Origin of the sequence: Fodinibius salinus, from assembly GCF_008124865.1 — a bacterium.
Lineage (GTDB): Bacteria > Bacteroidota > Rhodothermia > Balneolales > Balneolaceae > Fodinibius > Fodinibius salinus.
In genome coordinates this window covers 233,412-256,917 of sequence record NZ_VNHY01000003.1, presented here as the reverse complement: position 1 = coordinate 256,917, position 23,506 = coordinate 233,412, and the positions used below count along the sequence as shown (strand labels likewise).

Here is a 23,506-nt window from a genome sequence, read left to right as displayed (position 1 = left end):
ACAGTATTTTAGATCATTTTTGATAGTAATAGTACAAAACTGAGCCTGACTTATGGCAACTGCAACAACAAATTACGAGCTGAAATGTGTAGCTAATGGGCACATTAACTCAGCCGAAGAAACTACCACCTATTGCACCCAATGCGACAGTGTACTCTGGGTAGATTACGATGAATCCTCTGAGGACATTCAGTACCCCCTGGAACAGTTAGTGCCCGATCCCATAAAGACCAATCCTACTTCACTAAAAGAACTTGACCGACTGTCTGAAAAGTATGGTGCAGCTATTTTCGGAAAGCTCGAATTTGAGCACCCTACCGGGTGTTTTAAAGATCGCGGCAGCTATATTGAAGTGCAAAAAGCCATGGAGCTGGATGCTGATGCTATCTGCCTGGCATCTACAGGAAATATGGCAGCCTCAGTAGCAGCTTATGCCTGCTATTTTAATATACCCTGCTTTGTTTTTGTACCCGAAAAAACGACTGAGGCCAAACTGGCCCAGGCAACTATTTACGATGCCAACATCATTCGTATCAAAGGATCATTCAGCACTTGTGAACAACTGTGCCGTGAGTTTGCAAAATCAGGCAACTACTATTTGGCCGGTGATTTCGTATTCCGCGAAGAGGGACAAAAATCATTTACCTATGAATTGATGGACCAGGGCGGAGAAGATATTGACTATATTTTTATACCTATCGGCTGTGGAACCAACTTTGGCGCTATCTATAAGGGATACAAAGAAATGAAAGCGGCTGGAAGTATCGATAAGATTCCCAAATTTGTAGGTATCCAGCCTGAGCAAAGTTCACCCGTTGTTGAGGGTATCTTTAAAAAAGAAAAGATCGTCAAAGAACAGGTACAAACTATGGCTAGCTCAGTTGCCGTACCTGACCCAGTGGATTTCTACAAGGTGCTGGATGGCATCGATAATACTGACGGCATGGCCATGACAGTGACGGAGGACGAAATCCTGGATGCGCTAAAAGAACTAGCTGTGCAAGAAGGACAATTCGTAGAACCTGCCGGCGCCATTCCCTTGGCAGCCTTTAAAAAACACAATGAAAAATTTCGAGACAAAAATTGCCTGTTTGTAATGACCGGCACCGGTTTTAAGGATACCAAGGTAGTCGCTAAACATTCGCTCAGCTCTCCGGTACTTTCACCTGACCTCGACAAGGTTATTAATTACGTAAATTCGGGTTTTATTGAGATGCAAAAGGAATCCTGGGGCAAATCGCGGGATACTTTTATGGCCAACCTCAAGATGGACGAAGACCATGAACGGTTGTATAACGAATACGTCTCAAAAATAAATAAGAAAGGAAAGACGCTGACTAACAATGAAATTGAGGTACTGCAGTCCCTCGTTTTTGATGAAGATATTGATCTCGAATACCCCGCAGAAGTGCTTGACTATAAATTGACAATGCGCAAGCACGGCCTGGTGCATGCAAAAGTTAAGCTGGCCCTGCAGGATCGGGAAGTTATCACCGAAGCCAAAGGCGTGGGACCTATTGATGCCATCCTTTCCGGCATCCGATCAGAAACTGATAATATCTTACCACTTCAAGTTGATAACCACGAAGTGGATATTCTTAGTCCTGATACAGATTCGCTGGTGATGGTCACCCTCACCCTTTCCAACGAAGGGCAACAGTGGGTTTCTAAAGGAGCTTCGCCAGATACGCTGGAAGCGGTTATTCAAGCCTTTACCAAGGGATTGGCTATTGCTACCAAATCAACCAGTCGTATAAATGGTTAAGGACAACTAACCGTCGAAAAGTAAAAATCCTATTAGTCCTTTTCTTTTTCCATTTATTAATAGTCACTCTTAATTATTTATTACATGACTTTGCAAAACGTTGTGTCATTGTGCATAGAGTGCATGGAATGAGGGAGATGTGGTAATACACACAATATTCGAGATCGCCACACCCCAAAAATTGTGGGGCTTGCGATGACAATTTCACATTTTGTGAATTTTGTAAGGGAAGGGATTCCTAATCTTTGTACTGCTCTTTTAGCAGATGTTTAAAGTTCTTTATAAACTTCTCTACTTTTGGCTTCGATACATTTACGATGTATGAATCATTGGGGTGCGCATCATAATATCCCTGGTGGTAATCTTCAGCCTCGTAAAATTGATCGTATTTTGTAAACTTAGTTACAATCGGATCCTTATACTTGCCGGCCTCTTCCAGTTTCTTCTTAATCTCTTTGGCAATAGCTAGTTCTTCATCATTCTGATAAAAAATAACCGACCGGTATTGTTTCCCCACATCCGGTCCCTGTCGGTTAAGCTGCGTGGGATCATGTGATCCATAAAATACCTTCACCAACTGCCGATAACTCACTACATCAGAATCGTATCGCACGCGAACACTTTCGGCATATTCCGTAGAGCCGGAAGCCACTTCTTTGTAACTGGGATTCGGTTTATCGCCACCCGCATAACCGGACACCACTTCCTTAACACCTTTCACCCGCTCAAAGACAGCTTCCGTGCACCAAAAACATCCACTTGCAAAATAAGCCGTTTCGAGTTTAGCCAGCTGCTCTTCGGTGAGATCGGGCTCAGTTTTTTCTCCCTGTTTGTTCTGCGGTGCCTCTTTCGCTGCACAGCTGACAATAAATAACAGGCCCAAAAATACACTTAAAAACTTTGTTATGGATTTCATCATAATAGTTATTGATTAACAGTCCCCATTCGCTGCTATTTTAAGAACAATATAATACCGCTATTATTATATACGTTTTTATTCCACAAACGGATTTATTACCGGAGAGCATCTTCCAGCTCAAGAGAAGCATCACTGTCGGCATCACGATATTTTACGATAAGCGGACATGCAACATTGAGTCCCTGCTCCTGTGCCCACTCGCCACTCATGGGACGCGTCCCCGGTACGACCACTGCTCGCTCCGGGATGTCGGCCCCTTTACCAAGCACTTCTTCATTTACGCAGTCATACACAGGTATTGATTTTGAAAGTGTAACACCGGGAGCAATCACGGCGCCTTCTTTAACGAGAATTCCCTCTACGATTACCGAACCTGCGCCAATAAAGCAATCATCTTCAATTACTACAGGACGTAATCCCACCGGTTCTAACACACCACCCAGCTGAACGCCGGCAGAAAGATGCACATTTTTACCAACCTGCGCACATGATCCTACCAAAGCATGACTGTCAATCATAGCCCCCTCATCCACATAGCCGCCTACATTAACGTAAGCCGGAGGCATAAGGATAACTCCGGAAGCCACATAGGCTCCGCGCCGCACCGATGATCCGCCGGGAACCAAGCGTACATTCTGTTCCGATTTAAACTTCTGAGGCGGCAGATTATGTTTGTCAACAAACCCCTCGTAGATACCCGAATATTCAGTATTTTCTCCCGCACTGAAAGATTCCAAGATAGCCTCCTTAACTTCTCGGTTTGCCTCCCAGCCATCTCCTTTCGGTTCGGCAGCACGTATTTCTCCAGTTTCCAATTGATCTAAAATGTCTTCCCAGTTATTACTCATTGTAAATTATTTTTTAGTTATATGAAGCTTTTTCGTAGTCCGGCGGGCGACTTCCCGACGGCTATCCTAAAATTATTGTAAAACTCTTTTCAAAGCAGAGTACTGCAATAAGTAAGCTAATCAAATCCTGGAATAAGTTCAGGATTGGATCTACTCTATTTCACTATACCACTGCTCAATCATATTATCTGCATTTTTCAGCAGGCTTATATCTTCTACATCATCTTCAGTGAGCGGCGGGTGTAAGGTCGAGTGTTCAATCTCTTCCTTTTCGTGCAACAATACTTTCGCCGGCACGGGGTTTGGTCCTTTGAACAATGCATCCGTACACTCCTGCCATAGCGGCAACAATTCGGGACCTCGTCCATCAAGAGACCGGCTCACATATTCATGCGTGGCATGGGGCCATACATTTGCTGCCACCGAAACAAGTCCGTGGCAACCAGCCATAGCAAAAAAGGGAAGTAGTGCGTCATCACCGCTGTAAAAAGCAATATCTTTTGCTGCTTTACGATACTGCTGATAATCATCGATACTGCCACTGGCCTCTTTGACAGCATGAAAATTAGGATGATCAGCTAACTCTTTAAGTACCAGCGGACTCATTGAAATGCCGGTCCGCGACGGCACATTATACAGCATGCACGGCCGGTCGGCAGTATCAAGTAGTGACTTAAACCACTGTACCTGTCCTTTAGCACCCGGCTTGGCATAGAGCGGCGTCACCAGTAGAAATGAATCCACATCAAACTGGTGGCAATATTCAATCCATTCGATCTGATTACGCAAGTTAAAGCCACCTACACCCACCATAATGGGCACATCTATATTTAAACTCGATGCTGTTTTTACTACCTGCTTTTTATGTTCTAGACTCTGGGCCAATCCTTCGCCCGTACTGCCCAGCACAAGCACGCCATTCCCAGCCTCATCCTGCCGGTGAATAAGCGATGCCAAGTCATCAAGATGCAAATCCCCATTTTCTTTCATGGGGGTTACGAGTGCCGTATATAGTTGCGTATCTGTTAAACTCATAACTGTTGTTGCATTATATTATCAAATATAGTTGAAAGGCTGTAAAAGCCGGGAGCTATATCGCGATTAACCAGCTGTTCGGTTGCCCAGATAGCACCTTGAGCAAAAATTTTGCGATCGTGTGCTTGGTGCTTTAATTCAATAGATTCAGTCTCAGTTTGCACGTTAAGCTGATGAATTCCTTTGATATCACCTTTACGCTCAGAGGTGATTTGGGCTTCTTCCCCCAGCCATTGCTCCCAGGAAATAGCTGTTCCACTGGGCGCATCCTGCTTATCCGTATGATGAATTTCGTGAATATGAAAAGAGGGATTATCCAATACCGATGAGCTCTGTCCAATAACCCCCAGACAGCGGCGCACAATATTCATCCCCAGACTAAAGTTTGAGGCTTGCAGCCAGGTTAAATCTTTTTTCTTGAGCTGTTCATCCAAATCATCCGGCCATTCATAACCTGTTGTGCCCCATGCCGCTGGAATCCCGGCTTCCATAAGTGTATTAATTAATTCATCCGCCGCAGCACCCGGTACAAAAAGAATAGCCGCATCTGCCTTAGCTAATGCTTCAACAGTAGGTTTATTAGAAGAATCAAATGGACCTATAATTTGATCATCATCTAAAACCTCGAGGACTTTACCGCCGGTTTTACCGGTGCCGATAACGGCAATATTCATAGCCAAATACTTTTTCATTTAAAATTATAGATTAAGTATAAGCTTTTACAGCTCTATTTTCATCCCATTTGCAAAAAACCCCAAATATCATGTAGATTCATGCGTCATCATTTCAACAAAATTAGCTTATGTTTAATATTCTTGCAGCTCCGGTCTTTACCAACGATGCCGTCGTCTTGGGAATTTTGCTTCTTATCCTGGCAGCTATCTTTATCACCTCAAACAGTGATAATCCCAAGTGGCAAAAATTTTATACCTTTGTTCCTTCTCTGTTACTCTGTTATTTCATTCCCTCTATCTTTAATTCACTGGGAGTAATATCGGGTGAAGAATCGAACTTATATTTCGTAGCTTCTCGCTATCTGTTGCCGGCCAGCCTTGTTCTGCTTACGCTCAGTATCGATTTCAAAGGCATTATCGGCCTTGGGCCTAAAGCTATCATCATGTTTTTAGCTGGAACAGTTGGTATCACAATTGGCGGTCCACTGGCACTACTTACCGTTAGCTACTTTGCACCCGAAATGACCGGCGGTGCTGGTCCGGAAGCTCTGTGGCGTGGGCTTTCAACCGTAGCCGGCAGCTGGATTGGCGGTGGCGCCAACCAAACAGCCATGTACGAAGTGTTCAATCCCAGTGATGATCTGTTCTCGGCAATGGTTACGGTAGATATCATTGTAGCTAATATTTGGTTGGGCTTTCTACTGTATGGCGCAGGCATTTCCGAAAAAATTGACAACTGGTTTAACGCCGATGCTTCGCCTATCACTGAGCTCCGCAAAAAGATTGAGGATTATAAAGCGAGCATTGCCAAAATTCCAACCCTTGCCGATATTACCACTATTGTAGCTGTTGCCTTTGTGGTTACGGCTATCGGACATTTGGGTGCTGACTTTATGGCTCCGTGGATTGGCGAAAACTTTCCCTACTTAAGTAATCTGAGCCTCGATTCTAGGTTTTTCTGGATTATCGTTATTGCCACTACCGGTGGACTTGCGCTTTCCTTCACGCCTGCACGTAAGCTCGAAGGAGCAGGTGCCTCAAAATTCGGCAGTCTCTTTCTGTACGTGCTTGTAGCTACTATTGGAATGAAGATGAATGTACTGGCCATTTTTGAAAATCCGGGTTTCTTCTTAATCGGACTGCTCTGGATTATCATTCACGTGACTATTCTTTTTGTGGTAGCTAAAATAATCAACGCTCCATTCTTCTTTGTAGCAGTGGGTAGTCAGGCTAATGTGGGAGGCGCAGCTTCGGCCCCTATTGTGGCCTCGGCTTTTCATCCTGCGTTAGCTCCAGTAGGTGTGCTGTTGGCCGTGATGGGCTATGCCCTCGGTACATATGCAGCCTATCTCTGTGCCATAATGATGAAGTTTGTAGGTTAATTAACGGCGGAGGTGGAACGATAAAACAAAGACGGTTTCACCTCTATCATTTTGATCTATTCTTTGCTGATTTAGCGGAACAAAGTCCGTATATTTGGGATCACTTACATATTTAACTGGTAATCCCATCTATGCGTATCCTCAAATTTGCCGGAACTTTTTTCGGTACCCTTCTGCTCATCTTTCTGATCGTTTTTGGATTTAATCTTGATGCACTTACAACTCTTTTTAATAACAGTAAGGATTTGCAAGAAGGTCAACAGTGGGTTTCTAAAGCAACTTCTTTAAAAGGACTAACCGAATACATTGGCGAAAATCCCAATCATGCTGCTGTTGTATCTCGTTCGGGCATTAATCCTGATACTACTATTAGCTATCAAGGAGAAAAGGCGCGCACCATGGGCACGCTGTCTAATCTCTTTCTGATTACCACCTATGCCCGCCTGATAGAAAAAGGCAATATTAGTCCCAAAGAACTTATCTCACTAAATTCCACAGACCGCTACCAACTGCCGTATATTGATGCCTCCAATCACGAAAATGCTAAGGCAGCACTGTCCAATGAAGGAATCATTAATAGTGAAAACCAAGTACCATTGGACCAGATCGTGCAAAAAGCCATTATCTATAATGATCTGGCTTTCTCGGACTATTTGTTTCACAAACTGGGTAAAGCGGAAATCGATAGCACGATAAGCATACTTGGTCTTTCAAATACGGATATGCCCCTGCCCTTTTCGGGATTGTATATCGCACTACATCCCAAAATGCATGACACTACATTTTCTGCCCGATTTAAAAAGTTACAAAACTGGTCAAAAGATAGATTCCAAGATTCAGTATTGTCAGCTACCAAGCACTTTCGGGATAACAATCAGTTTCATAAGAAAGTGATATCAGTTTTTGAGGAGCAACAGGGACTAGGTACCGGTTTTACCGAGCGGCGTGATGCGCTAAACATGTTTCCTAAATCTACTGCCGATGAACTATCACAACTGATGGTTCAACTAGAGCAAGACAGCTTGCTGTCTCCAGCCATTTCGAGACGTGTAAAAAACATCATGGACTGGCCTTATGAACGTCAAAGCTTAAACAACGATTTTAAACATTACGGTGCTATTTACGACAATCGGCTGGGACTGTTAAATGGTATTGATTACGGGGCCTCAGTCTATTCGAAGGAACCGTTTGGACAGGCCGTATTTTTCGATTCTCTGCAAGTTGCCTTTTGGTTTCATATGAGCAGTAATTTAATGCATCAGGATTACCAGCAGCGGCTAATGTGGGATCCGGCATTGCGAAAAGCCACCCAAAAAGAAATTTCTACTCAATAAATAAACACTACGACTGATGAATCGCTATAAGTTTTTATACCTATTCTGGCTGATGCCGCTGGCATTTCTATTTCTGATAATACAACAGGGAACAGTCTATTACGGCATTAATGACACTTTTGAAAACGGGACCAGCTATACAGCCGAAGTTTTGGAATTTGAGCTCAAACAAATTGCCGCTCAGACCAACGGCTATATTGTATTGCAATTTAAGACTAAAGACGGAACGGAAATCCAGCGACAGCTTTCTTTACCGGTAGAAATGGCAGGTGACCTACAAGAAATCCGGGTAGTACCGGTACGTTATAATCCCGGAGGTTGGCAAGAAATTGTGCTGCTGCCCACTATTGATACACAGAAAAACTTAGTGTGGACCAACGGGCTCATGGCTTTTGTGGCACTCCTGATTACCACGGGTATTGCCATAGCAGCACACCGTTTTGCAAATAAGAAACTATCGGAAGATCAAGAAGAATTTGTTATCGAAAGAGTGGATTAGGCAATATGAGCAGCAATAAATCCCAAAAAGGTACCCTATATCTCATACCCAATACACTGGGCAAAACCCCAGAGAATAATACCATTCCCGACTATGTGCTTTCTGTCGTTCGTCGGCTAGAGGTAATGATTGTGGAAAATGTACAGACAACTTCTCGATACCTGCAATGGGTTGAGAACACTGTACCGGAGTACGAAATTGAGTTTCTATTGCTTAACAAAGAAACCCCTATCCAGGAAATCAGATCATTTCTTAAGCCATTAAAAAAAGGAAGAGATGTAGGCTTAATTTCCGAAGCCGGATGTCCGGCGGTGGCCGATCCCGGATCACAACTTATTAAGATGGCACATGATATCGACATTAAGGTGTCCCCGCTGGTCGGGCCGTCCTCTATCCTGTTGGCACTTATGGGATCAGGATTTAACGGTCAGCAGTTTAGCTTCCACGGCTACCTGCCTATTGATAAAAACAAACGTCAGGCAGCCATTCAAAAGCTCGAGACTAAATCTCAAAAAAACGGCAGTACAGAAATTTTCATGGAAGCCCCCCATCGCAATGATGCCATAAAAAAAGATGTAATTCGGTATTGCCAGCCACAGACACGTTTTTGCACGGCTACAAATCTGACCCTGCCTAATGAGCAAATTATTTCGAAAAAAATTTCTGACTGGCGAAAAGAATTCGGACCCTCTATTAATAAAGACCCCACGATATTTTTGCTCTATGCATAAAAATCCTGGTCCTATACTACAGAAACAGGCTTTTAAATAACTATGTTATAAACAGATGCGGCTACGCTCCCGCATTTTCAAGCATATGTACGATGTCATCATAATGATGAGTACTGGCCTGATCTTTGGCTGACCAACCCCGATCATCAACAACATGTACATCGCTGTGATTTTGGATAAGCAGCTGCACAATCTCATCATGTCCATTACTAGAAGCCCAGTACAAAGCACTGGTTCCACGGTTGTCTCTCGCGTTAACATTGGCTCCATGTTCCAGCAATAACTGCACAATTTCAAGATGTCCGTGCTTGGCCGCTTTCATCAATGCTGTTCGATTATGACTGTCGGCTGTATCAACATTTTCTCCCTCCTCCAAGTGCTGCTTAAAGGCACTCAGATCTCCACTTTCTGCTGCTTCAAGAAAAGCATTTTCTTCCATATTTCCTCTCCTCTATAAATTGAGGTGGTTGTGTAAAATGTATTGTAATCCATTCAACGATCAGAGTCAACTCTTCAACAAATAATCGTTTACTTTTTTGTACTCAAACAGCAAAGGGTGCCCCATAGCACCCTTTCAAAATTGAAATTTGACGACGGTGTTTTTACTTCAATCCGAGTACTTCTCTACCCTGATTAAAGGTAACATCCACAGGGATAGACTGCTCGGACAGTCGATCCAAGGACTCCTGCAACTGATCACCAACCTGACCATATTTTTTCACAAAATCAGCTACTTCTTCATAATCTCCATCTCCCTGTAACGTCAGAATTTTATTCGACAGCGAATCAGTGGCTTCTGCAATTTTGTCAAAGTTTACACGATATGTTTTTGATTCTTCATCATAAGTGAAAGCTCCTTTTTCCTTAAAATAATTGAATCGAATAAGATTGGCTTTGCCATGAGCACTTGAGGAACCAAAACGAATAGAGCGAAAAATACTTGCCATAAAGGTTACATAGTTATCTTTAATAGAACCTTCAGTTACCATCTCGTCTTTTCGCAACTCAGAAACCATATAAAGTCCCAATACATCGGCTTTCCCCTCTTCCAGGGCCGAGGCGTGCTCTTTCAGTGCTTCACGAACTGTCCCCTTACCGGTAATCGTATTTTTGATACCAAGCCCATGCGCTACTTCGTGGAACATGGTATTACCAAAAAAGGCATCGAAGGTTAGATACTGACGCTGATCTTCGGCAATGAGCACATCCGAGATCGGGACCAAAATCTTATCGTACTTAGCACGCATCGCATTCTTAAGCTGCAACCGTCGCGTACCTTTTTCCAGCTGCACTTCCTCATCATTAGGCAGGTTAATTGCAATAGTTTTGGATCCGGCATTAGCATCTCCCGCATAGTATATTGCCGTATACGCATTCAGATCAGAATCGCGCCCCGGTGTTTCCTGTTTATATTTTTTGGAAACCGGAAGCCCCTTCTGTAGCTCAGGCAGTACCTTGGCATATTTCGACAACCGTTTACTCCACTCCTTGTCTTTGATCAGCACAAAGGTTTCATGGGCGGCTTTATATCCAAATAGTTGGTCTTCGTACGTTTCAATGGGCCCAATCACAACCTCAATAGTATTCCCTTTCATATCCATCCACGCCATATCACTGGCCCGGTAATCATCTGTCAACAATGCTTCGGCACGGAGATTAAGATATTTTTTAAGTCCTTTGTTTTCAGCTAATTCTGCAGCTTCCTTCAACTTTTCGGCCGCTTTCTTGTGTTGGGCTGCAAATGCTTCGTGATAGGGAATCGTTTTGAGATTTCCATCATCATCGCGGCGCACCAATGTATAAAGATCATCCTTGGCTTCAGAATCCCAGTTCTGAAATTCCTCTTTGGACATATCTTCAGGATAAAAGTTGGCTCCTTCCGGCTTAGCTTCGACTCCATCTATAAAAGGCTCGTTGCCATTCAGGCGATCCCAGGGACCATAATTAATTTCTGCAAAACGCTTTTCCTTGGGATTAGCAAGCTCCTCCATCAGCTTACTCTTATCTCCATAGGCTTCCATCCAAAAGACTTCTTCCATCGCCTTAGCAGCATCAATCAATAATGGAATCATCTGCTTCTGATTTTTACTGAGTTTCGAAAGATCAGCCTCGAGGCTAAACTCGGTATATTGATTCAACCGATCATCAATACTCATAGAATCAGAGGATTTATCTGTTGATTCTCCACATCCCGCTATAACAAATACGAACAAACAAAATGTGCAGATCCTTGTCATTATTTTAGATTTCATAATCAGTGGTAAGTGTAATTTTTAATGATTTTTTAGAGCTCCTTTGGGCAGTAAATCACGATTCTTAAGTTCTCCTAATATTAACTCAGTCATATCACTTTTGAAAGGAAATTCATAACGGATATCCAATACATACGCCTTGACCCGCAGCTTGACCACATAATTTTCTTCATGCACCTCGTTGAGTGCAATTACGGAAACCGGCTTTTGCAAATACACATAGCGTGATGAAACAGCAGCTTTATATGCAATGCGCTTCACCGTCTCCACATCAACTTCCATCGGCAGAAAAATCTCGGCCACGACCAGGCAGTCCAACGCACTTGCATTGGCGTTAGAAACAGCTTTATTCATCAGCTCTCCATTGGGGATCGACACGATAGAATCATCGGGGGTAACAATACGACTCGAACGCAGACCAATGGCAAGCACTTCGCCGTAATGGTCTCCCACCTCAATTTTATCTCCCACCTGGAAAGGGCGATCCAGGATAATCATAAATCCACCAAAAATATTCTTGAGGATATCCTGCGCAGCAAATCCCACAGCAATACCCACAGAAGCCAATACCGTTAACACGGTACTGATCGGCGGATTGATGATCCCGGCAATTATAATATAGAAAGCCAATATCCAGATAAAAAGTCGAAACACCGGTACCGTTCGCTTGATACCCAGCCGGTAATTGGTAAAACGCTCTGAAAGATTATCCAGAATAATTACGGCCAGCTTATTCACAAAATAGGTGATAATGAGCAGGAATATGACGGCCAGAATGGTGCCGTAGGAAATCAGCTTTTCTAATTCAGCCAGTGTGCTTGAGGTATCACTTTGCTCCGAAGCTGTAGTATCTTCGGAGGCTTGAGAGTTGGATGTAGTATCTACCTGAATGGGACCGATAATGGTTACGGTATCCGGTGATTGTTGCTGAATGGGAGCTGCATTCACAGCTGAAATACCGCCCAGCAATCCACTGATCAGTAAAAATAAAACCAGTATATATCGTTGAAAATCCATAGTGTTACACCAAGTGTATAATATTTCGTTCTTTAAGCACACGCACAATCTGCCGATACATCAAATGATTAATGCCATACGCGCCATCCTTTTCAACCAACAGACCACGCGATTGCAACCGATTTATCATCAAACGGCTTTCTTCTTTCGTAAGGTGCATAATCATAGACAGATCCTCATCGGAAATTGTATCATGCAATACAAAAGCCGCCAGCGTAAACAATACTTGCGGATCTAAGTCCTTAATCATCTCCACGGAGGTGACCTCCAGCGGCTGGATATAACAATAGGTATCGTCAAATTCACGGATCGACCGAATCCAAAAAATCATTGCTACTGAAGCATTCCCTTCAGCTAATTCTGTCAACTTTTCGAAGTAGTTTTCCTGCAAATATTCTTGCGCCTTCTCTTCATCATCCATTAATTTGCGGTAACTGCGTGGCTTAATCGTATCATCATCCACCTCGAAATGTAACGTATAACCGCTGGAGCGATGGCGATTCAAAATCACTCTTTTAATCTGATCCGCATCTAGTCTATCGGTTGTAGTGAGATGAGAGAAATAATCACTCAGCTGTACGGTTTTGTCTAAAAATCGCCAACTATATCGCGAACAACTAACTACCCAAAATACTTGGTTTTTGGTTTCCGAAATCAGGTAGCAAAGCTTCTCAATTACTTCATATCCATTTAAATTGCGTATAAAACAGTTCTGGATACATTCGATACAAATCACCTTGCGGTTTGACCACCCATTTATTATTTCCACAACTTCCTGAATTGATTGTGCACTCTTGATACCAAGCCCATCACCCAAAACTTCAACCAGCTGATCTTCGGTCCAGATAGTATCGTGCATAGTAAGCTGAATCAGCTGGTTATCCGAAATTTCTGCTTCCAGTGTCAAATTCAGGAAGGTCGATTTTCCACTGCCCTTTTCCCCTACCACAGCCAGTGTTGACGGGAACGACTGTTGCCACTGACCATAGGCTTTCTTAAGAATTGAGGCCGAATCCAGTGCCTGCACATAAAATCGCTGATCAGCTTTCGCATCAAAATTGAAGAGCCGACGATAAATATAGGGTAGCTCTTGCATTTTCTGGTCGGTCTCCGAAAGGTAGGTGGCTATATCGGCACGCTTGGTTTCTTCCATCTCCTTTTGAAGAAATCCCAAAAATATACCCAGCGTATGTACCGTAGATTTAATCTTTTTCCATCCGAATCGGCTCCATAATGCCAGATGATCCTGAACCTGGGCCATCCGAGAACGAATGATCGTCTGCCAACCGCTGGTTGTTTCTTTGGCCTTGTACTTAGCATTCAAGAGCTGCAATTCATTGAGATCTCCTTCGTGAACAAGCGCCAATAAGAACTCGGTAAATGATTCCTGACCCTCTTGGATAACATCAATAATTTCACGATGCTTTTCTTCCGACCGGCTTTGTAGCTCTTCAACAGTGTTCAACAAGCGCTCTAATGCTTCCCGAGCTACTTCTTTGGTATCTTCACCCTTCTCCCCCTGGTGATCATCTTCAACTGCCACGGCCGACTCCAGGTTCACGTCTATTACATTTGAGATATCACGTATATCCTCAAGTAATTCTGCAAGAAAGCTAACGTATTGCTGCTGCAATGGCTGTATCTTGCTTACCAGCTGCTCCCGTATTTGCCGCACCACCAACAACCGCCAATCAATTTTGCGAGAGTCAATCTCAGGAGGATTCTTTTCCAAATCCATATCATGTAACATAGTCTGCTCTTGCGAAGCCTGGTTGCCTCTCATCAATAAGTCATCATAGAAATGCTCCGCCTTTTGCGTAAAGACCTGCTGTTCTATGTCCTTTTTGAGACGACCAATTATCTGCTCGTCTACGTGTTGCATCAGCTGCTCTTTCAATTGATGAATTTGTCTCACAGATGTTTCTTTCTTTCCCTGCTGCAACAACCCATGTAAGTCATTAAGCGGATCGGTAACGACCTCTGAAAAATAGCTTTTCAAATCATTCCGTAACCGAGAACATCGATCAAAAATAGCATGGAGAATATTTAAAAGCTCGAGCATCAATTCAGTGCGTCCGTGCAAAAGTTGTTGTGATTCCGTCCACTTTTCTGCCTGCGATTGCAATTTTTGCTCCGTCTCTTTTCGGCGGGATAGCGTACGTGCTTCCCGATAATAAGCAGGACGACGTTCTAGGGTTCCCGTCTTTTCTACCGCCTGATTGATTTGGCTCTTCAGCTTATCAATATCATCGCCCATTCTCTGTCTGATTGCCTGTTCATGATCATCAAGCTTCTTTTTCAGTGTATCCGCAACTGTTGTCCAATCTTCCGTATTTCCCTTTTCTTCAGTGGTCTGTGTAACCAGCAACTCCTCGATTTCTGTAATAATCTCTAACTGTACTCGCTGGAGCTGCTGATGCCAGCTAGAAATAAAATCTACGTTATACAAGTGGTAGGCTACCAGTTGTTGCAATGGTATTTTCTGCTGCCAATTTTCGGGATTGGATCGAGCTATCCCTTTAACTCCTTTGGCGATTGCAACAAACAGTGAATCCTCATCTTGAGAAATAAAACGGTCATCATTCTGCTGCCAGTGTACATGTGAAGGAAGCGGTTCAGTAACTTCACCAACTGCCAATTGGTACACCTCCAATAACTGTTCGGTTGCCTGGTCATCCAACAGCTTTCCCAGTGCTCCCAGAATGCTGGCGACTCCTTCTTCAATTTTTGCCTGATCGTTTCCCTTGCGCTCCAGAGCAGAAAGGTATCGTGTTAACTGCCGGCGGTCACCGAACCATTCCTCAACGTATGCATCGAGTTTGGGTAATAATGTGTCACCCAGGGCGCTGTTTAGCTCTTTTTGAAATGTTTGACGATTCAACAGATCGATCGGTTTGTTTATTAATTTGGAGTAAGGTCAGCAAAAAATGGTGAAATACAAATTATTATCAACCGTTAGAACAAAAATTTGATCTATCTGCTTTTTATTCTTGCGCAAATATTAGTTAATTTCATTCAACAATTCTCTCAGCATTCAATTATAACTTAAGGTGATCTTCAAACGTTTAGCAGATAAACTTAACATGTATAGTTATAATCAGTTTTTAATACTGATAGTGCTGAACTGTCTTCTTTTGTTGCTCTCTTCTCCGTTACAAGCCCAAGAAAATGCCTTACAAAAACTATCCAGTGCAGAGCGCAGCGATGGCAAAGGATACGTGCTTCGCTATCACCTGAGCCAACAAGTGGATTCCTTTGAAGTCTATCAGCCCGATGTTGATCTTATCCAGATGACCCTTTACAGCAATGAGGTTGATACAAATAATATCGGCATTCCAAGTGATTCCCCTATTTTTGATGAAATCAGTTTTTATGAACTGCCCAATGGTGTCGGCGTAGATATCTATATTGCAAAAGATTATTACTACGACAGCAAAGCATATCATGATGCCAGCAGTAATGATCTACTACTGGCCCTGACCGAAACTGATCGAGAGGAATTAGAATATATCACCCAGGATTTGAAACCGCTGATGTGGTCACGCCTGACGATGGATTCTGAAGAGATGCTAGTCGAAAATGAATCTATCGATACGGCTAAAACGCTAAACGGTGACTATCAAAAGACTAAAGATAAAATTAAACTGGATGTAGTAGTTATTGATCCCGGGCACGGCGGACACGATCCCGGTTCCATCGGATATAAAGGCGTAAAAGAAAAAGATATTGTCCTCGACATCTCCAAAAAAGTAGGCGGATACATCAAGAAATATATGCCGGGTGTAAAAGTGGTATATACCCGTGAAAGTGATAAGTTTATAGAACTTGAAGAAAGAGGCAGCATTGCCAATCGCGCCGAAGGCGACTTGTTTGTATCCATCCACTGCAACTCTCACTCCTCTAGACAAGCTTACGGGACTGATGTATTTTTCCTGGGATTAGAACGTAGCCAGACTGCCCTTAAAGTGATGAAGCGAGAAAACAAGGTTGTCCGTGCTAATAATGATACTGAACAAAAAAAGCTAACACAGGAAGAACTGCTTATTTACGAGCTGGCCAACAGCGGATATATTGCCAGCAGTGAACAAATTGCAGGAATGTTTGAGAATCAGCTTGATAACCGCGCACAGCGCCACTCCCGCGGAGTTAAGCAGGCACGATTTGTAGTATTATACCATGCTTCAATGCCTGCTGTATTACTCGAAACCGGTTTTATAAGCAATCCCAGCGAAGCACGATACCTTACCTCTAATTATGGGCAAAGTATTATTGCTTCTGCAATCTTTCGGGCTATCCGAAATTACAAAGAAGATTATGACAAAAGCCAGCACTTTAACTCTAAATAATCATACCTGTTGACACCACTAATAATTGGCGTTGCCGGCGGCAGCGGATCCGGAAAAACAACTGTTGTTGAACATATTATCGAGACTATTGGCGCAGAAGACATACTGTTGATGCAGCACGATTCCTACTACCGCGACCTTAAACATCTGCCTTTTGAAGAACGTACGGAACAAAATTTTGATCATCCTTCTTCCCTCGAAACAGAGCTGATGATTCGGCATCTGAAAGCACTAAAAGAAGGATATCAGGTTAAAGTACCTATTTATGATTTTACCAAACATATTCGCAAAGAAGAGACAAAACTTGCGAAACCCAAGAAAATTATCCTTATCGACGGTATTTTAATCTTTAGCGAACAAAATCTGCGCGAGCAGATGGATATAAAACTTTATGTAGATACCGATGACGATATCCGCCTGCTGCGGCGCATCCAGCGTGATATTGTAGAACGAGATCGAAAACTAGAAAACGTACTTACCCAATACGAAAAATTTGTTCGTCCCATGCACCTAGAATTTGTGGAACCCAGCAAGCGGTATGCAGATATCATTATACCCCGCGGCGGAAAAAACGAAGTAGCTCTGGAGATGGTTAATGCCCTCATCCAGGATCGGCTCAAACCGTAAAAGGAATGAATACAAGCACATAATTGCTGATAATTTAAGAGTTAAAAAAATAATTACTGGATATGGATATTAATTCAAAAAAAGCAATCATCACCGGTGCCAGCAGTGGGCTCGGCGCCGCATTTAGTAAATCTATCATTGAAAAAGGTGGCACAGTCTTTGGGCTGGCCCGCAGCACTGACAAGCTTGAGCAGCTTCAGGACAAGCTGGGTACTGCATTCACTCCTGTTACGATGGACATTACCAATCATGAGGCCATCCAAGAATGGGTAACTAATACATTTTCTGATAAACATGCGCCCGACATTCTTATCAATAATGCCGGGCTTGGCCGTTTTGGGGATGTGGATAGACTGCCGCTGGATGAGTGGGAGGCAATGATCCAAACTAATCTATCGGGCATTTTTTATATGACCAGGCAATGCATCCCAAAAATGAAAGCTAACGACAATGTCTGTCATGTCATTAATATCGCATCTATTGCCGGCAAAGTCGCCAACCCTCAACTCACCGGCTACAATGCTTCAAAGTTTGGTGTTCGTGGATTCAGTGAAGCCCTGTTCCAAGAAGTGCGCTATGATGGTATTAAAGTAACTTGCTTTTACCCTGGATCCACAGCCACCGATTTCTTTGGCCAAAATGATCTGGAAACGCATGAAAATATGATGCAGCCGCAGGAGGTAGCTGATGTATTAATTAACGTGCTTGAAACACCAGACAACTTTTTAATCAATGATGTGACCATGCGTCCGCTTAACCCAAAATCTCCTAATGAACAATGATGGGCAAGCGAATCATCGTTTCTGCTGTATTGCTTTGGGCATTGGGGAGCTGCTCTTCAACACCGGAAAAACCAACAAACCTGATCCCTGAAGATCGATATATTACGCTGCTAATCGAAAAACAGCTGGTACGTACTTATACAGAATTCAATAAAACAGACAGTACCAAAATAGATTCTTTGGCCAATGCTATCTATGAACAATACGATATTACCGAAGAGCAGTTCCAAGATAGTCATCATTATTATCAACAGTTTCCCGAAGAACAAAAAAAGCGCATAAGTCGCGCTATCGAGCAGCTTAAACAAGAGCTGGTAACAGATCAAAAGACTGATAGTTCTACTTCCAAGACGGTAGATGACAGTGTCAAAATTAAAAAGCAGTAATCTGTCGTTTTCAGTCAAGTTGCCAAGAATACTGATTCTTATCCGCTGCTACTTTTTCTTCACGAATTAAATAACCCAACAATTGTTTAGCACGGGCTTCACTCCAGTCAAATGCTGCCCGAATTTCATTAAATGTTTTCCCATCTTCTTCCAGTAGCTCTTTCAACCTCTTTACATCACTTTCTGAAACGCTAATCTCCTGTGCCTCATTGGACAGACAGTTGTCACAGTGTCCGCATTCCTGTACTTTTTCCTCTCCAAAATACTGCCGGATATACACTTCCCTACATCCCTCCGTCTCGATATACCCTTTCATGTAATCCAACTTTTTTAACAAGCTGTTGCGGTGCTTTTCAAGCTCTTTTTTGCTTAATTGCAATTTCGACTGCCGCTCATCTACCAGTCGAACAAGTGGCAGTTCACCAATTAATTCAAACTTGAGCATCTGGTCGTGATCCTGCAGAACTTGTAATCCTTTTTTAACTGCATTAGGGGAGAGATTCAATTTCCGTTGAATATATTCGAATTTAAGATACTTCATTTCTCCCATGGCCTCTCCGCTATACTGCCTAAATAACGTATCCAGGAAATGAGATTTTTTTCGATTTTCCAGTTCTTCAATTTTATCACGAATATAATCAGCCCCTGTGATAAACTGCACACCAATCTGTGGAGTGATGTACTCTATTAGCTCAATGATTCCTAGCTGTTTTAATACCTTCAGTGATGACCGAATAATGCGCTTTGAACTGCCCGCACGCTTTTTAAGCTTTTTGATGGAGACCTCTTCTGATTCTTCCATCGCAGATCCTACTGCCAAATTCAAATGATCGCAAAGCACATCATACACATGCTGCAACTGTTCTTTCTCGGGATATGAGTCCTTAATACGTCGCTCAGCAATAATCGCATCTGATGGTTTAAATAAGAGCAAAGGAAAGCTCTCTTGCCCATCACGTCCTGCTCGGCCAGCTTCCTGATAATACGACTCCAATGAATACGGCATTTCATAATGTATCACATAGCGGCAATCAGCTTTGTCGATCCCCATCCCAAATGCATTTGTCGCTACCACCAGCGGTATTTCGCCGGTAATCCACTTCTGTTGAATCTCCTTCCGATCTCCCGTTTCAATCCCCGCATGATAAGCCTTGGTGTTAATACCCAGCCTTTGAGTAATCTGTTGAGATAATTCTTCACAATTCTTGCGGGTCCCCCCGTAAATAAGTCCCGATCCTCTGCCGGCTGCTTTTTTAACAGCTTGCAATAACTTTTGCTGCTTTTGCTCGGTGGAAGTTACCCACCATTTCAGATTGGGTCGCTCAAAGCCTTTAGACACAATTTCAGAATCTTCAAATCCCAAGCTCTGTTGGATATCATCACGGACTTCAGGCGTTGCCGTAGCGGTAAGGGCCATCCAAGTTATCTCATCTGCAATATCCTTTAAGGCCGGACGGATTTCGCGATAGCTGGGACGAAAGTCATGCCCCCATTCGGAAATACAATGAGCTTCGTCAATGGCAATCAAATCAATATTCAGCTTTGGCATTTCGGCCTGCCAGAGATCAGTCTGCAGTCGCTCGGGGGAACAGTATAGCAAATCGTACATCCCGTTTCGGGCATTGGCAAACCGCTGCTCAATCTCCCAAGATGATATCGTACTGTTCACAAAGGTCGCTGCAATTCCACGATCATTAAGCTGCTGCACCTGATCCTGCATCAGGGCCACCAATGGTGAGATTACCACCGTTAGCCCACCTAATACAGTTGCCGGTACCTGATAGCAAAGCGACTTGCCCCCGCCTGTAGGAAAAAGTACCATCGTATTTTGCCCAGCCAACACCGATTTTATGGCATCATCCTGCCCGGAACGAAAAGATGGAAATCCCCAATACTGCTCTAGGGATTGTTGTGCTTTGCTAAATAGTTCGGAGTCAAATTCCATACAGAAATGTATAACAGCAATTGGTTTTTGATAACATCTGCATATTCCAGCAAATAAAAAAGGCGTAGATTGAAAAGCACTGTTTAAAAAGTACCAATTATTTTCTTAATTAGTTGAAAGATAAAAAAATAACTCAACCTCCTATGCAAAAAATACCATCAGAAATTGCATCCTTAGTTCATCATATAAAACTGAATGAATCTGGATGGTGGGAACATGCCATACAAAATTTAATAATATCCATATTCGGTACAACTGGAAATAAGCCGTTAAAAGTAGAGCAGGTTTGTGAAAAATTAGGTGAAAAATACAATATTACTTTACAAAATGACCGAATAGAAAAACAAATAGAACGTTTAGTCAGTCAACAAAAGGCTGAATCATTAAAAGAAGAACGCTACCAACTAACCGAAGACTTACTTGCCACCTTCAAGGAAGCCTATCAAAATCAGCGGGAAATTGAAAAAACCACAAAGAAAAAATTTAAAAAAACAGTTAACGATTTTAGCCCTAGGTTAGGAGCTGAAAAAGTTTGGGAAGATTTCAATAAAAATGTTTTAATACCAATAATTAAAGAGATTGGCGCTAAGACTTATGAATTTATAGCAGGAGATTCAAAACTTACTCTGACCGATTATTCACATTTTCAATCTTTTCTTAATCGTTTTAAAGAAGATAAAACAAATTTAAAGAAGGCTTTAAATTTCTTTTTCTCTCAAGATGATGAAATCGTAAATGACTTTATCTTGCATCAGTTAAATTCTTATTTCTTCTTAGAAGCTACAAACTTAGATCAAGAAACAATTCAGAGGGTCTATGACTTATCAAAGTCACAAGCAAATTTAAAAATTTTTGTAGATACTAATTTTCTGCTTTCAATTTTAGATTTACATGAAAACCCTTCGGATAAAAGTACGGAATCCCTACTGGATCTCATTGATGAGATAAAAAATAAAGTAAGAATAAAATTTTACGTTCTACCTGGAACTATTAGTGAATTCAAAAATTTACTAGAAAGAAATCGAGAATCTCTAAAACGGATGAGACCTTCTTTGAACCAAATGAAAGCTTCTGTAAAAGAAGGAGCATTTTCTGGGGTTAAGAAAAAATACTTTTTAAAATGTCTCCAAAATAATACGGTTTTAGACATAGATGAATACTTTTCACCGTACTTAGATAATTTTACTGTTACAATTAGAGAAAACGACTTAGAATTATATAATCATGACTTTGATGAATATAACAAAAGACAAGATGTGGTTGACGACATATTAGATCAGAGAGACTATAGGCTAAGAAGGATTACAGGCAAAACCAAAGAAAAACGAGAGGAAGAAAAGCAAAATAATAAAGAGAAAAAGCAAGAGTTTGAGCAACTTGAGAACAAATTTTATTTAAAACTAAGACATGACTGTAAAATATGGCATATAGTAAAAGATTTTAGACCCAATTATGTTGACTCTCCTAAAGAAATTGAAAACTGGATCATTACTTTAGATTTCAATTTTCTAGAATTTGATAAGTTCAAACAAAAAATTGACTCACAAAATAATGTAAGTGTCTGTTTACACCCTAATGAACTAGTTTCAATGTTACAATTTTGGATTCCTAGAACTGATAAATTTGAAAAGGCAGTTCTAGGAAACTTTCAACTACCTTTCCTTTTCAAGGATTTTGATTTCGAATCTGAAAAAGTGAGTGAGGACATAATTGCTTCTTTATCTAGATTCAAAAATAGTGATGATTTGTCCTACGATACAGTTACCGAAATATTAACGAATAATGCTATTAGGAGTAAAATAAAATCTTCCAATTCAGTTGAAAAAAATGCTGAACTAATAAAAGATGAAATTCTTAGAAAATACGAGCAATCTAGTAAAAAGCTAAACCAAAAAACTAGTAAGAACAAAGAGTTAGAAGAACAGATATCAAATATTAGTCAAGAAGTAAAGGAATTAAAAAAAGACCTTAACGCTCACCTTGAAAGACTTTTTAAAGAAAAAGCTGATAATCAAGTAGAAATATTAAAAGGCAGGAAAGAAAAACTTAAAAACGAATATAATTCTTTAGATAACAGAATTGCAGATATTTTAGACAATAAGAGAACCGCTTCTAAAGAAATAAAACGAAAAAGTGCCAAATGGTTTAACAAGTTTAAATTTGCCTTTATAAATAAAGAAGATTGGGAGCAAAACATCCGAAATAAGTTCTATAATGCTGAAAAGCTTGAACAACTTAAAGACGAAAGGGCTGAAGTTGAAAATAAGCTTGATAATATCCCTTCTGTATCTGAGAAAGATAAGATTATGGTCCTTTGTGAAAATCAGAATCAAGAGATCTTTAACTCACTATCCCTTGATGAAGTCGATTTTATACCTGAAAAAGACGCTTACTCACTGTTCCAGAAAATAAGGAATAATATGAAATACCTTGGTATAAGAGATCGAGATTACTTAACCGACCAAGAAATTGATAGGATAACCAACAAATTCACAAACTATATCATTTTAGATTATTACTGCATTGAAAATTATTTATACCATCCAAAAAATCTCGAAGAACTAGATATTGAGAACCTCAACATAGATAAATACAAAGAAGAGCTAATACGCCAAAAGGAAGAAAAACGAGATGAAATAGTTCTCAATCTGAAATCTACAAGAAAAGGATATCCAGAACTAAAAATTCCTGGAGAAATACGTATGGATACAGAAGACAAAATTATCGATAATATTGATTCAAACAATATAGAGACTTTTTTAAAATCATTTAGCCTTAAAGATAAATTTGATAAAAGTTATTTAGCAGAATTTAATTTAAATAAAAATGTTCTTGCCTCAACTAATTGGTTTAGAACACAAATAGAAGAATTAATCTCATAATAAAAAAGCTCCGCAGCAGAGCTACGGAGCTCGTTCCATCTAAAACTAATTTCAAAGCCTGAAACTAGTTCAGGACACTAAA

19 protein-coding genes are annotated in these 23,506 nt (G+C 41.5%); 10 read left to right on the top strand and 9 right to left on the bottom strand.

The annotated features are described in order from the left end of the window. Window positions 1–52: 52 nt before the first annotated feature. Entirely contained in the window at window positions 53–1,765 is a 1,713-nt protein-coding gene (gene thrC, locus LX73_RS10300) for a threonine synthase (RefSeq protein WP_148899418.1), read from the top strand. A 238-nt stretch (window positions 1,766–2,003) separates the two neighbouring features. Here the strand turns inward: thrC and msrA are convergent, their stop codons facing one another. From msrA to LX73_RS10280, 4 genes are all read right to left on the bottom strand, one after another. Next, window positions 2,004–2,684, bottom strand: a complete 681-nt coding sequence (msrA, locus tag LX73_RS10295) for a peptide-methionine (S)-S-oxide reductase MsrA (RefSeq protein WP_211359412.1) — start codon at window positions 2,682–2,684, stop codon at window positions 2,004–2,006. A gap of 95 nt (window positions 2,685–2,779) precedes the next feature. Beyond that, complete coding sequence (locus LX73_RS10290) at window positions 2,780–3,532, bottom strand: 2,3,4,5-tetrahydropyridine-2,6-dicarboxylate N-succinyltransferase (protein WP_148899417.1); 753 nt, start codon at window positions 3,530–3,532, stop codon at window positions 2,780–2,782. A gap of 150 nt (window positions 3,533–3,682) precedes the next feature. Continuing rightward, on the bottom strand, window positions 3,683–4,567 hold the full coding sequence (dapA, locus tag LX73_RS10285) for a 4-hydroxy-tetrahydrodipicolinate synthase (protein ID WP_148899416.1): 885 nt from the start codon (window positions 4,565–4,567) through the stop codon (window positions 3,683–3,685). Continuing rightward, window positions 4,564–5,259 carry a 4-hydroxy-tetrahydrodipicolinate reductase gene (locus LX73_RS10280; RefSeq protein WP_246138232.1) on the bottom strand — a complete coding sequence of 232 codons (696 nt, stop codon included), beginning with the start codon at window positions 5,257–5,259 and terminating at the stop codon, window positions 4,564–4,566. The genes dapA and LX73_RS10280 overlap by 4 nt, the downstream gene beginning before the upstream one ends. Before the next feature lie 110 nt (window positions 5,260–5,369). Here LX73_RS10280 and LX73_RS10275 point away from each other — a divergent pair, with 110 nt between their 5' ends. From LX73_RS10275 to LX73_RS10260, 4 genes are all read left to right on the top strand, one after another. Beyond that, entirely contained in the window at window positions 5,370–6,623 is a 1,254-nt protein-coding gene (locus LX73_RS10275; RefSeq protein ID WP_148899415.1) for a DUF819 family protein, read from the top strand. Between the two features lie 131 nt (window positions 6,624–6,754). After that, window positions 6,755–7,957, top strand: coding sequence for a serine hydrolase (locus LX73_RS10270; RefSeq protein ID WP_148899414.1), 1,203 nt, complete (start codon window positions 6,755–6,757; stop codon window positions 7,955–7,957). Window positions 7,958–7,973: 16 nt separating this feature from the next. Further along, on the top strand, window positions 7,974–8,456 hold the full coding sequence (locus LX73_RS10265; protein ID WP_148899413.1) for a hypothetical protein: 483 nt from the start codon (window positions 7,974–7,976) through the stop codon (window positions 8,454–8,456). A 5-nt stretch (window positions 8,457–8,461) separates the two neighbouring features. After that, the gene (locus LX73_RS10260) at window positions 8,462–9,187 is read left to right on the top strand and encodes an SAM-dependent methyltransferase (protein ID WP_148899412.1); all 726 of its coding nucleotides are present in this window, start codon (window positions 8,462–8,464) and stop codon (window positions 9,185–9,187) included. Window positions 9,188–9,248: 61 nt separating this feature from the next. Here the strand turns inward: LX73_RS10260 and LX73_RS10255 are convergent, their stop codons facing one another. From LX73_RS10255 to LX73_RS10240, 4 genes are all read right to left on the bottom strand, one after another. After that, window positions 9,249–9,626, bottom strand: a complete 378-nt coding sequence (locus tag LX73_RS10255) for an ankyrin repeat domain-containing protein (RefSeq protein ID WP_148899411.1) — start codon at window positions 9,624–9,626, stop codon at window positions 9,249–9,251. A gap of 163 nt (window positions 9,627–9,789) precedes the next feature. Next, the gene (locus tag LX73_RS10250) at window positions 9,790–11,343 is read right to left on the bottom strand and encodes a dipeptidyl-peptidase 3 family protein (RefSeq protein WP_246138231.1); all 1,554 of its coding nucleotides are present in this window, start codon (window positions 11,341–11,343) and stop codon (window positions 9,790–9,792) included. 117 nt (window positions 11,344–11,460) lie between these two features. Next, window positions 11,461–12,456 carry a mechanosensitive ion channel family protein gene (locus LX73_RS10245; RefSeq protein WP_148899410.1) on the bottom strand — a complete coding sequence of 332 codons (996 nt, stop codon included), beginning with the start codon at window positions 12,454–12,456 and terminating at the stop codon, window positions 11,461–11,463. 4 nt (window positions 12,457–12,460) lie between these two features. Beyond that, window positions 12,461–15,337, bottom strand: coding sequence for a coiled-coil domain-containing protein (locus LX73_RS10240; RefSeq protein ID WP_148899409.1), 2,877 nt, complete (start codon window positions 15,335–15,337; stop codon window positions 12,461–12,463). 253 nt (window positions 15,338–15,590) lie between these two features. Between LX73_RS10240 and LX73_RS10235 the strand changes: the two genes are divergently transcribed. The 4 genes from LX73_RS10235 to LX73_RS10220 all read left to right on the top strand — a co-directional run bounded on the left by LX73_RS10235 (window position 15,591) and on the right by LX73_RS10220 (window position 18,597). Beyond that, window positions 15,591–16,802, top strand: coding sequence for an N-acetylmuramoyl-L-alanine amidase family protein (locus LX73_RS10235; RefSeq protein ID WP_246138230.1), 1,212 nt, complete (start codon window positions 15,591–15,593; stop codon window positions 16,800–16,802). A gap of 6 nt (window positions 16,803–16,808) precedes the next feature. Continuing rightward, window positions 16,809–17,429, top strand: coding sequence for a uridine kinase (gene udk, locus LX73_RS10230; RefSeq protein ID WP_148899407.1), 621 nt, complete (start codon window positions 16,809–16,811; stop codon window positions 17,427–17,429). A gap of 62 nt (window positions 17,430–17,491) precedes the next feature. Further along, a complete protein-coding gene (locus LX73_RS10225) occupies window positions 17,492–18,211 on the top strand; it encodes an SDR family oxidoreductase (protein WP_148899406.1) in 720 nt (239 codons plus the stop codon). Next, window positions 18,208–18,597 (top strand): DUF4296 domain-containing protein, encoded by a 390-nt coding sequence (locus tag LX73_RS10220; protein WP_148899405.1) that lies wholly within the window; start codon window positions 18,208–18,210, stop codon window positions 18,595–18,597. Before LX73_RS10225 ends, LX73_RS10220 begins: the two co-directional genes overlap by 4 nt. A gap of 10 nt (window positions 18,598–18,607) precedes the next feature. Here LX73_RS10220 and LX73_RS10215 read toward each other — a convergent pair whose 3' ends face one another. Beyond that, window positions 18,608–20,542 carry a RecQ family ATP-dependent DNA helicase gene (locus LX73_RS10215; protein WP_148899404.1) on the bottom strand — a complete coding sequence of 645 codons (1,935 nt, stop codon included), beginning with the start codon at window positions 20,540–20,542 and terminating at the stop codon, window positions 18,608–18,610. A 113-nt stretch (window positions 20,543–20,655) separates the two neighbouring features. Between LX73_RS10215 and LX73_RS10210 the strand changes: the two genes are divergently transcribed. Beyond that, entirely contained in the window at window positions 20,656–23,424 is a 2,769-nt protein-coding gene (locus tag LX73_RS10210; RefSeq protein WP_148899403.1) for an AAA family ATPase, read from the top strand. Window positions 23,425–23,506 lie beyond the last annotated feature (82 nt).

Excerpts from the sequence above, each read along its gene's own strand:
- LX73_RS10280 (WP_246138232.1), bottom strand. The coding sequence starts at position 5,259 with ATGAAAAAGTATTTGGCTATGAATATTGCCGTTATCGGCACCGGTAAA.
- msrA (WP_211359412.1), bottom strand. The coding sequence starts at position 2,684 with ATGATGAAATCCATAACAAAGTTTTTAAGTGTATTTTTGGGCCTGTTA.
- LX73_RS10275 (WP_148899415.1), top strand. The coding sequence starts at position 5,370 with ATGTTTAATATTCTTGCAGCTCCGGTCTTTACCAACGATGCCGTCGTC.
- LX73_RS10265 (WP_148899413.1), top strand. The coding sequence starts at position 7,974 with ATGAATCGCTATAAGTTTTTATACCTATTCTGGCTGATGCCGCTGGCA.
- LX73_RS10245 (WP_148899410.1), bottom strand. The coding sequence starts at position 12,456 with ATGGATTTTCAACGATATATACTGGTTTTATTTTTACTGATCAGTGGA.
- LX73_RS10255 (WP_148899411.1), bottom strand. The coding sequence starts at position 9,626 with ATGGAAGAAAATGCTTTTCTTGAAGCAGCAGAAAGTGGAGATCTGAGT.
- thrC (WP_148899418.1), top strand. The coding sequence starts at position 53 with ATGGCAACTGCAACAACAAATTACGAGCTGAAATGTGTAGCTAATGGG.
- LX73_RS10225 (WP_148899406.1), top strand. The coding sequence starts at position 17,492 with ATGGATATTAATTCAAAAAAAGCAATCATCACCGGTGCCAGCAGTGGG.
- LX73_RS10260 (WP_148899412.1), top strand. The coding sequence starts at position 8,462 with ATGAGCAGCAATAAATCCCAAAAAGGTACCCTATATCTCATACCCAAT.
- dapA (WP_148899416.1), bottom strand. The coding sequence starts at position 4,567 with ATGAGTTTAACAGATACGCAACTATATACGGCACTCGTAACCCCCATG.
- LX73_RS10250 (WP_246138231.1), bottom strand. The coding sequence starts at position 11,343 with ATGAGTATTGATGATCGGTTGAATCAATATACCGAGTTTAGCCTCGAG.
- LX73_RS10290 (WP_148899417.1), bottom strand. The coding sequence starts at position 3,532 with ATGAGTAATAACTGGGAAGACATTTTAGATCAATTGGAAACTGGAGAA.
- LX73_RS10215 (WP_148899404.1), bottom strand. The coding sequence starts at position 20,542 with ATGGAATTTGACTCCGAACTATTTAGCAAAGCACAACAATCCCTAGAG.
- LX73_RS10220 (WP_148899405.1), top strand. The coding sequence starts at position 18,208 with ATGATGGGCAAGCGAATCATCGTTTCTGCTGTATTGCTTTGGGCATTG.
- LX73_RS10270 (WP_148899414.1), top strand. The coding sequence starts at position 6,755 with ATGCGTATCCTCAAATTTGCCGGAACTTTTTTCGGTACCCTTCTGCTC.